We start from the raw sequence: 8,815 nt of genomic DNA, 5'->3' as shown, positions 1-8,815 counted from the left end.
CCACCGCCCCGAACGCCGCCCCGCTCAAAACGCCCAGAATGTCGGGGGAGACGAGAGGGTTGCGAAACGCCGCCTGATAGGCGCCCCCGGATGCGGCGAGGGCCGCGCCGATGAGACAGGCGGCCAGGATGCGCGGCAGCCGGATCTGAACGATCACATTGTAGAGAAAATCATAGTCAGCCGCAGGCAGGTGAATGAGGCCCGCGGAGGCGAGAACAAGGCGGCCGACGTCCATCAGGCCGACAGGGGCGCGGCCGATGGCGAGGGCGCTCGAGGCCGCCAGCGCGACTGCGCCGATGAGAGCGGCGGCAAACAGGCTCCCCGACGCGAGCGACCACGCTTTTGCGAGCCTTATGCCTGCGGAAATGTCTGACACCTCGCTCCTTCCCGCGCCATGCGCATGGCAGGCTAATTCAACAACCGGTCAAGATCGGCGTCGTCAAGATCGACATTGAAAAAAAGCCCGTAGAATTTCTTCGTTTCATCACGGACGTCGAGCGGAAAGGCGTCGGGGTAAAAGCGGTGCGCCAGAAATTGCGCGCCGAGCGCCTGCATATAGCCCGGCGGCCGGTCGATCCAGTTGAACGGCAGGCGGGGAACGCGCACGATCCCGCCATCACCCGCCGCTTTCACGGCGCGCCAGCGCGGGTCGGCCGCCGCGCGTCCGGCGAACGCCTCTTCCGCCGTGACGATGACGTCCGGCGCCCAGGAGATGATCTCCTCCAGGCTGACATGTTCAAGCCCGACCAGTTCGGCCTGTTTGCAGTGGTAGACATTCTCGCCGCCGGCGCGCCTGATCGCCTCGGCGTGGATCGACAAGTCGCAATCGGTCGCAAGACCGTCCGGCGATTCGGCGTAATAGACCTTGACCCGCGGCGGCTTCAGCGCTGCGACATGGGCGTCGAGCCGGGCGAGCGCCGCGCTCACATAACCCGCGAGCGCGCCGGCGCGCGCCGGCGCGCTCAGGATCTCGCCCATCAGGGCGAAGGCCTTCGGATAATCGGCGAGCGTATCGATCTTCATGAGGACGAGCGGCACGCCCGCCTCGGCGAAGCGCTTTTCGAGTGGCGCGCCTTCAAGGAAGGTGTTGGCCCAGCCGACGACGATGTCGGGCTTTAGCGCGAGCAGCGCCTCAAGGCCGGTCTGCTGGCCATGTCCCATCATATTGCCGAGCACTGGAAGGTCGCGCGCGTCCGGCGCTATGAATCGCGCTCTATCGCCCGGGCGCGGCAGATAGGGCGGAAAATTCCAGCCGAGCAGCGTCTTGGGATCGACCGCATAGACGACGAGCGCAACCGGCGGGGCGGTTGCATAGACGCGCTCGACCCGTTCCGGCAGGACGACGCGCCGGCCGGTCATGTCGACGATTTCGCGCGCCGTAGCCGGCGCTGCTAAAAACGCCGCCAGAAGCGCCGCTGCGAGCGCGAACCAGGCTTTGCGGGAGCCTCTGAAGATGGCCATCGTCTTATCGTTCCTTCGAGCCTGAAGCCGGCGTTAAGCCTGCAAAAGCAATGGGCCGCTTCAAGGGGAGCAGATCAAAAACTGCGACTATAATGCAACACTTACGCTTGAAGGGCGCGGGAGCGGTCAAATCGTTTTGCTCTCAGCGCGAGCCGTGCTGTATATTAATATATACAGCAATCCACGACGGGCAAGCTGAATCGCGGACGCATTGGAGCGGACCGCGTGGCGCTCGCCTTTTGTCCCGACGTCGAAGGTCGAAAAGATGGCCAGTTCGCAAAAATCTCGTAAAGCGCTTCTTATCCTCTCCTCTGCGGTTTCTTGCCTCGCGCTCGAGGCCCACGCGCAATCGGCCAATCCCGATCAGGCTGTCGTTTTATCGACCGTCAATGTCGACGCCTTGAGCGCGCAAACGCCGGACACGGTGGCGGCGAAGAACACGCCGGCGACGGTTTATGAAGTCGGGCCGACCATCATCGACATCCTCAATCCGGGCGGGGCGGCCAACCCCTATCGCGCGGTTTCGATCCTGCCCTCGGTCGACGCGCCGGCTCTCGACCCTTATGGCCTTTCCAATATTCCGGGCGGCAACAAGGGGTTTCGGGTGCGCGGCGAACTGCCGCAACATGGCTCGAGCAACATCACTTTCGATGGCGTTCCGCTCGCCGGCGTCAACCCCGGGGCAGGAGCGCAATGGCTGTTCGCGACCGAAAACATCAAGGCGATCGAACTCTATCAGGGACCGGTCGCATCCGACGTCAATTCCTTCTTCACTAACGCCGGCGTCGTCAATTCGCTGCTGCGGTGGCCCGAAACAAAGCCCGGCGCGGAATTCTCGCAAGGCTTTGGCTCCTATAATTTCCTGCGCAGCTTCTCCCGCGTCGATACGGGTCTGTTGTTCAACGGCACGACCAACGCCTTTGTTTCAGGATCCTGGACGGACGCCGACAACTGGCGTAGCCCCGGCAAGGCGGCCAATAATAATTTCAATGTCGCGGCGGGTCTCCATACACAAATCGAGGCCTTCGACGCCAAGCTTTTCTTCTCCTACAACAGCATGCGTCAGAATACGCTGCCGGCGCTGACCTATGCTCAGGTCAAAAATCTCGGGGCCAACAATTATTTCGGCTATTCGACGAGCCCTTTTGCGCTCGCCAATTACTACAAGAACGTCCGCCAGAATTTCAACGACTGGGCGCTTCTCGGCGAATTCACCTATGCGCTCTCGGATTCCGCAAAGATTGTGCTGAAGCCGTTTTACACAAATGAACAGGGCAATTACTGGGACCCTCTCGCCAATGGCCGCATCCGCAACTGGATCATCGATCACGACTGGTATGGGCTCACGGCCGAAATTCAGGGCCGCGTCGCAGATACCGACATGAAGCTCGGATATTGGTGGACGTCGCTCGGCTTGCCGGGGCCGCCGACGGCGTGGCGGACCTACGCGCCGACGACGAGCGGCTCCCTTGTCGGCCCGATGTGGATGTTGCTTGCGCAGGAGACGAGCCGCAACCAGTTCCAGAGCGTCTACGCGACGATGGAGAAACGGCTCGGCGATCTGCGCCTTGAATTCGGCAGCCGCTATGTCTGGAACGACATGCCCGGCGTCAACGCCTACTCTGGCGCCGGAGTTGGCGGACTCTCCTATGACGCGGCGCTTGCGGCTTCGCCAGGAGTTATTGCCGCGAACAGCGTAACGAGCCACACCACAGGCGCTTTCCTGCCCTTCATGGCGGCGAGCTACGATCTGACCAGCGAGCTGCAATTGCGGGCGAGCGCCGGCGCCAATTATGGCGGACCCTCTTACGACGCTTTTCCCGTATATCAGACGAACGCCGCCGCCTTTGCGGCGAAGGGGATCACCGCCAATCAGCTCTGGCAGCAGATCAAGCTCGAAACGTCGGCGGCGCTCGACGCTGGCCTGCGCTGGACCCATGAAGTTTCCGGCCTCGGCGTCTTCTCGATCGAGCCGACGGGCTATGTTTCGCGCAACTACAACAAAGGCGTCACCTACGATCCGGGCATCGGCATCCAATATGCCCAGAATGTCGGCCAGTCGCTCGCCTATGGCGCGCAATTGCTCGGTCGCTGGAAGCCGATCGAGACGCTCGATATTTTCGCCTCCATGTCCTATGATCGGAACGTCTTCGTCTCCAATCTGCCGGTGCTAGCCGGCGCATCGGCGGCGACTTACGCTGGCGCCAATGTCACGGGGACGCAGCTCCCGGACGTGCCGGAATGGACCGCGGCGCTTGGCGGCACATGGCGCTACGGGGATTTTGCCTTCACGCCCGTCGCCAATTTCACGGGCTCGCGCTGGGGCGATACGACTCGCACGCAATATCTTTCGGGCTATGCGACGGTTGACCTCAACTTCGCCTATCATTTCCAGCTTCCGGCCGCCACGCTCGAGGCGAGCCTCACAATCAGCAATCTCCTCAACGCGCAATACATCGGATTTATCAATAATTCCTACTTTCAGCAGTCGTCGCTGACCAACGCCTTCTACTATCCGGGGGCGCCGCGCGCGGTCATAGGCAAGATCGCCATGAAGCTCTGACAGGCTCTGGCGCACATGTTCCGAAGGCGCGGCGCCAGCTGTGCGGACTCGAATCAAATCAAGCAGGGGAACGGCATTCAAGATATGCTCTCGGTTTGAATTGGACTCCGTCGAAACGAGATGGAGATGAAGAACCAGTCCAGCGGGAACAGATCAACGCGGCGCCGACAAAGCCCGACGCGGCCGGAGGCCTTGGCCAGAAACTTCGGACGCCTCGACGGCGGAGAACGCTCTTGACGAAGATTCGGCGACTGTCGAGTTCGCCGAATCTTCGTCAAGAAGGCGAACCGCCCCGATCGCCCAGTCATCGGCGTTCGGGTTTTTGGCTTGGTCGAGGATGGATTGAACTAGCCGAGGGCGGCGCGAAACTCGGTTTTGCCGACGATCGAGCGTAGGGAAATCGGCACGACGATGCGCGCATAAAAATTGCCTTGCCGGTTTATCAGATGCTTGACCTTGCCAGCGATTTTCGCGCCAACTTTGTAGCACCAGAATGGACGGAAACGACTGATTTTCAAGATGTTTTAGAGATATCAAGGAGATAGAATGGTGCTGCGAGAGAGGATTGAACTCTCGACCTCTCCCTTACCAAGGGAGTGCTCTACCACTGAGCTACCGCAGCCGACGCCTCTCAGGGCGGGATGGGAGGCGTATGTGCCATAGGCGCGGCAGATAGGCAAGCCAGATCGGGCGATGCCAGCAGGAAGCTTGTCTCACCTGCCGCGCCGCTCTAAAAGCACTGGATGACGGCGGCTTGAGCCGGGCCGGGCCTTGAAACAAGGGTGAGAAGATGGGAAGTTCCCGCTTCGACGCTTCCGCTTCACACGAGGGGCGAGATGCGCCTGCCGACCGCAAACAGGCCGAGCGGGAGCGCCTCGCGGCGGCGCTGCGGGCCAATTTGAGTCGGCGCAAGGCGCAGAGCCGGGATCGCCGAAAGGATCAAGCCGTGGGAGAAACGCTGGAAGGCGCCCCGGCCGGTGGAGCGCGAGACGTCGCTCAAGGCGGCAATCCAGCTGAAAAAGGCTGATTCAGCGCGCGCAATGTTCCAACGGGGTTGGAAAATGGAGGATTGATGGATCGCATTCGCATCGTCGGCGGCCAAACGCTGAACGGCGTCATTCAAATTTCGGGCGCCAAGAACGCGGCGTTGCCGCTGATGATCGCTTCTCTGCTCACCGCGGGGACTTTGACTCTCGACAACGTTCCAAACCTCGCCGACGTCAGCATGCTCTTGCGCATTCTCGGCCATCACGGCGTCGATCATTCCATCGACGGCCGGCGATTCGGCGCCGCGCCAAATGCCAGCCGCCCGATTCATCTGACCGCCCGCGACATCGTGGATACGATGGCCCCTTACGAACTCGTCTCGAAAATGCGGGCGAGCTTCTGGGTCATCGCGCCGTTGCTCGCCCGTATGGGAGAGGCCAAGGTTTCGCTGCCCGGCGGCTGCGCCATCGGCACGCGGCCGGTTGATCTCCTCATCATGGCGTTGGAAAAGCTTGGCGCGAGCATAGAGATCGAGGCCGGCTACGTTCACGCCAAGGCGCCTAAGGGCCTCAAGGGCGCGACGATCGATTTTCCCAAAGTGACGGTCGGCGGCACGCATACGGCGCTGATGGCGGCCTCGCTCGCGCATGGCCACACTCTGCTCGTCAACGCGGCGCGCGAACCGGAGATCGTCGATCTGGCTGATTGTCTCATCAAGATGGGCGCGAAGATCAAAGGCGCCGGACAGTCGCTCGTCGAGATCGAGGGCGTCGGCAGCCTTAATGGCGCGAGCCATCGCGTCCTGCCCGACCGGATCGAAGCCGGAACCTACGCCATTGCCGCGGCCATGGCAGGCGGCGACGTCATGCTGGAAGGCGCCGAGGCCGGCCTTCTCCAGAGCGCGCTCGACGCCATCGAGCAGGCGGGCGCCAATGTCGCCGTGACGAATGAGGGAATAAGGGTCCGGCGCAATGGCGCGGGAATCATGCCGGTCGACATCACCACCGCGCCCTTTCCGGGTTTTCCGACCGATCTGCAGGCGCAGTTCATGGCCTTGATGACAAAGGCTAAGGGCAGCTCCAAAATCACCGAGACAATTTTTGAAAATCGCTTCATGCATGTGCAGGAGCTGGCGCGCCTTGGCGCCCATATCAAGCTCGACGGCGACGTCGCCCTGGTCGAGGGCGTCGAGCACCTTCAGGGCGCCCCTGTCATGGCGACCGATCTGCGCGCTTCAGTGTCGCTGGTCATAGCCGCGCTGGCGGCGGAAGGCGAGACCATGGTGAATCGCGTCTACCATCTTGATCGTGGCTTCGAGCATCTCGAGAACAAGCTCGGCGGCTGCGGCGCGATGATCGAGCGTCTGTCGAATCCGGCTTGACGCGGGACCGTTCGCAACCCAGATGCTTAAATAATACATCCACGGGATATTTCGATGAGCGAGACCGCGGCGCTTCAACAGCTTCGTCTGGTCGCATTCGACCAGGAAGATCTCGAAGTCATATCGGCCAATCTGCAGGATGCTCTCGTCCAGGTCGGCGACATGGCGTTTCTCGCCGACTCGAAACAGTTCGCTTTTCTTGCGGCGCGTTTCGATTGGGTGAAGGCTGCGACGGGCTGCTTGGAGCGTTGCCGCACAGGGCTCCATTTCGAGCGCGTTTTGAAGGTGTCGTGCGCGGGCTTCGCGCAGCGTGACAAAACGCGCATCCTGAACCTGCTCAGCATCGGCTTCAGGGAGACCGCCTCGCCGGGCGGCGAGATTGATCTCATCTTTTCGGGCGGCTGCGCGCTCCGGCTCCAGGTGGAATGCCTCGAAGCGCGTCTGCGCGACCGCGATGAGCGTTGGAAGGCGAAGGCGCTGCCTGGCCATCCCTGCAATCAGGAACCCCGTTCTGAGTGAACATTGCCGCCGGGGTTTCGAGCGCCAGCGGGTTGCGGCGCGGCGGACTTGCCCCTACTCTGGCGGCCATGTTCGAAAGTCTTTTTCAATCCTTTGAGGATCAGGCCGACGCCTCACAAACGTCGGCTCGGGTGGCGGCGCTACGCGCCCAATTGCGGCGCCTCGGCCTCGACGGGTTTATCGTTCCGCGGGCTGACCGGCATCAGAACGAATATGTCGATTCATCAGAAGAGCGGCTCGCATGGCTGTCCGGCTTCACCGGCTCGGCGGGACTTGCCGTCGTTCTGCGCGATCGGGCCGCGGTTTTCGTCGATGGCCGCTATACGCTTGCGGTGATGGATCAGGTCGATCTCTCCGTTTTCGAGCCGGTCGCGTTGGCCAAGGCGACGCCGTCGGCATGGCTCGAAGAGAATCTGCGTCGCGGCTCCCGGATAGGCTACGACCCCTGGCTCCATACGCCGGGCCAGGTCGAGCGTTTCGCCAAGGCGGTTGAGGCGGCGGGCGGCGCCTTGATCCCAGTCGAACGCAATCCCATTGACGTCATCTGGGCGAACCGGCCCGCGCCGCCGCTCGGCAAGATCACTCTGCATGCGCGCAAGCATGCCGGCGAGACGGCGGCGCGAAAACTTGCCCGCGTAGCGGCGGTTCTCGCAGGTAATGATCTCCTCGTCGTAAGCGATCCGCACTCCGTCGCCTGGGTTTTCAATATTCGCGGCCAGGACGTTTCGCACACGCCTTTGCCGCTTGCCCACGCGCTGATTTTCAAGACTGGCAAGCCACGCCTCTACGTGGATGCGCGCAAGCTTGGCGAGAAGCTGCGCGGAACGCTCTCCCAACTCGCCGATCTGAAAGAGCCGCGGCATCTCGAGCATGATCTCGAGGAGCTTGGCCGCAAAGGCAAGAAGGTGTTGTTCGACGCGGCGACGGCGCCGTCCAGGCTGGTCGGAATCGTCAAGGCCGCGGGTGGGGTCTGCGACATCGGCTCCGATCCCATCGCGCTGATGAAAGCCCGCAAGAACGCCGCCGAGATTGCCGGCGCGCGCGCGGCGCACATAAGGGATGGCGTAGCCTTTGTGCGCTTTCTTCATTGGTTTGCGCAAAATGCGCCCGCGGGGAAGCTTACGGAGATTGATGCGGCGCAAGCGCTTGAAACGTTCCGGCGCGAAACCGGCAAGCTGAAGGATGTGTCCTTTCCCTCCATCGCCGCCGCGGGCGCGAACGCCGCCATTCCGCATTATCGCGTTACGATCAAGACCAATGCGCGCATCCGCAATGGCATTTTCCTGATCGATTCCGGCGGCCAGTACGAAGACGGCACGACGGACATCACGCGCACGCTCGCGGTCGGGCGTCCCACCGCCAAGATGCGCGACCGCTTTACGCGCGTCCTCAAGGGTCATATCGCGATCGCCCGCGCGGTCTTTCCCAAAGGCACGTCGGGCGCGCAGATCGACGCTTTGGCGCGGCTGCCGCTGTGGCGCGCGGGCCTCGATTTTGACCATGGCACAGGGCATGGCGTCGGCTCCTATCTGTCCGTGCATGAGGGGCCGCAGCGCATCTCAAAGCTCGGTTCGACGCCCCTTGAGCCTGGGATGATTTTGTCGGACGAGCCCGGCTATTATAGCGCCGGGCATTGGGGCATCCGCATCGAGAATCTCGTCGTCGTCGAGCCGAGAAGCATCAATGGCGCCGAACTCGAAATGAACGGATTTGAAACCCTGACGCTGGCCCCGATCGACCTCGAGCTGATCGAACCGAGCCTTCTCGACGCGGAGGAGATCGCCTGGCTCAACGCCTATCATGCGCGCGTGCGGCATGAGCTTTCGCCTCTGCTCGAGCCGGGCGCGCGGCGCTGGCTAGCCAAAGCGACAAAGCGGATATGACGCCTTTCATTTCAAATTGAC

At 62.1% G+C, this 8,815-nt stretch carries 8 protein-coding genes and 1 tRNA gene; 4 read left to right on the top strand and 5 right to left on the bottom strand.

Annotation, left to right across the window (positions count from 1 at the left end; all coding sequences use genetic code 11):
• On the bottom strand, positions 1 to 376 hold a 376-nt coding region (locus MPC4_RS17135), incomplete at its 3' end, for an iron chelate uptake ABC transporter family permease subunit (protein ID WP_244629075.1).
• Between the two features lie 32 nt (positions 377 to 408).
• Positions 409 to 1,461: an ABC transporter substrate-binding protein gene (locus MPC4_RS17130; RefSeq protein ID WP_174513576.1), complete on the bottom strand. Its 1,053-nt coding sequence runs from the start codon at positions 1,459 to 1,461 to the stop codon at positions 409 to 411.
• Positions 1,462 to 1,726: 265 nt separating this feature from the next.
• Between MPC4_RS17130 and MPC4_RS17125 the strand changes: the two genes are divergently transcribed.
• The gene (locus MPC4_RS17125; RefSeq protein WP_174513575.1) at positions 1,727 to 4,024 is read left to right on the top strand and encodes a TonB-dependent receptor; all 2,298 of its coding nucleotides are present in this window, start codon (positions 1,727 to 1,729) and stop codon (positions 4,022 to 4,024) included.
• Positions 4,025 to 4,371: 347 nt separating this feature from the next.
• Here MPC4_RS17125 and MPC4_RS21805 read toward each other — a convergent pair whose 3' ends face one another.
• From MPC4_RS21805 to MPC4_RS17115, 3 genes are all read right to left on the bottom strand, one after another.
• The gene (locus MPC4_RS21805) at positions 4,372 to 4,542 is read right to left on the bottom strand and encodes a DUF6538 domain-containing protein (RefSeq protein WP_425312495.1); all 171 of its coding nucleotides are present in this window, start codon (positions 4,540 to 4,542) and stop codon (positions 4,372 to 4,374) included.
• A 29-nt stretch (positions 4,543 to 4,571) separates the two neighbouring features.
• Positions 4,572 to 4,646, bottom strand: a tRNA-Thr gene (locus MPC4_RS17120).
• A gap of 198 nt (positions 4,647 to 4,844) precedes the next feature.
• A complete protein-coding gene (locus MPC4_RS17115) occupies positions 4,845 to 5,024 on the bottom strand; it encodes a hypothetical protein (RefSeq protein WP_174513574.1) in 180 nt (59 codons plus the stop codon).
• A gap of 72 nt (positions 5,025 to 5,096) precedes the next feature.
• Here MPC4_RS17115 and murA point away from each other — a divergent pair, with 72 nt between their 5' ends.
• The 3 genes from murA to MPC4_RS17100 all read left to right on the top strand — a co-directional run bounded on the left by murA (position 5,097) and on the right by MPC4_RS17100 (position 8,794).
• Positions 5,097 to 6,392 carry a UDP-N-acetylglucosamine 1-carboxyvinyltransferase gene (gene murA / locus MPC4_RS17110; RefSeq protein WP_174513573.1) on the top strand — a complete coding sequence of 432 codons (1,296 nt, stop codon included), beginning with the start codon at positions 5,097 to 5,099 and terminating at the stop codon, positions 6,390 to 6,392.
• Positions 6,393 to 6,446: 54 nt separating this feature from the next.
• Complete coding sequence (locus tag MPC4_RS17105) at positions 6,447 to 6,911, top strand: DUF2948 family protein (protein ID WP_174513572.1); 465 nt, start codon at positions 6,447 to 6,449, stop codon at positions 6,909 to 6,911.
• Positions 6,912 to 6,979: 68 nt separating this feature from the next.
• Positions 6,980 to 8,794 carry an aminopeptidase P family protein gene (locus MPC4_RS17100; RefSeq protein WP_174513595.1) on the top strand — a complete coding sequence of 605 codons (1,815 nt, stop codon included), beginning with the start codon at positions 6,980 to 6,982 and terminating at the stop codon, positions 8,792 to 8,794.
• Positions 8,795 to 8,815: the final 21 nt, after the last annotated feature.

This window comes from Methylocella tundrae, assembly GCF_901905185.1.
GTDB lineage: Bacteria > Pseudomonadota > Alphaproteobacteria > Rhizobiales > Beijerinckiaceae > Methylocapsa > Methylocapsa tundrae.
The sequence above is the reverse complement of the archived record's forward strand: the minus strand, read 5'-3'. Positions and strand labels throughout refer to the sequence as shown.

What these genes read in the sequence shown, in the direction of transcription:
- MPC4_RS17130 (WP_174513576.1), bottom strand. Translation starts at nt 1,461, where the DNA reads ATGGCCATCTTCAGAGGCTCCCGCAAAGCCTGGTTCGCGCTCGCAGCG.
- MPC4_RS17125 (WP_174513575.1), top strand. Translation starts at nt 1,727, where the DNA reads ATGGCCAGTTCGCAAAAATCTCGTAAAGCGCTTCTTATCCTCTCCTCT.
- murA (WP_174513573.1), top strand. Translation starts at nt 5,097, where the DNA reads ATGGATCGCATTCGCATCGTCGGCGGCCAAACGCTGAACGGCGTCATT.
- MPC4_RS17105 (WP_174513572.1), top strand. Translation starts at nt 6,447, where the DNA reads ATGAGCGAGACCGCGGCGCTTCAACAGCTTCGTCTGGTCGCATTCGAC.
- MPC4_RS17100 (WP_174513595.1), top strand. Translation starts at nt 6,980, where the DNA reads ATGTTCGAAAGTCTTTTTCAATCCTTTGAGGATCAGGCCGACGCCTCA.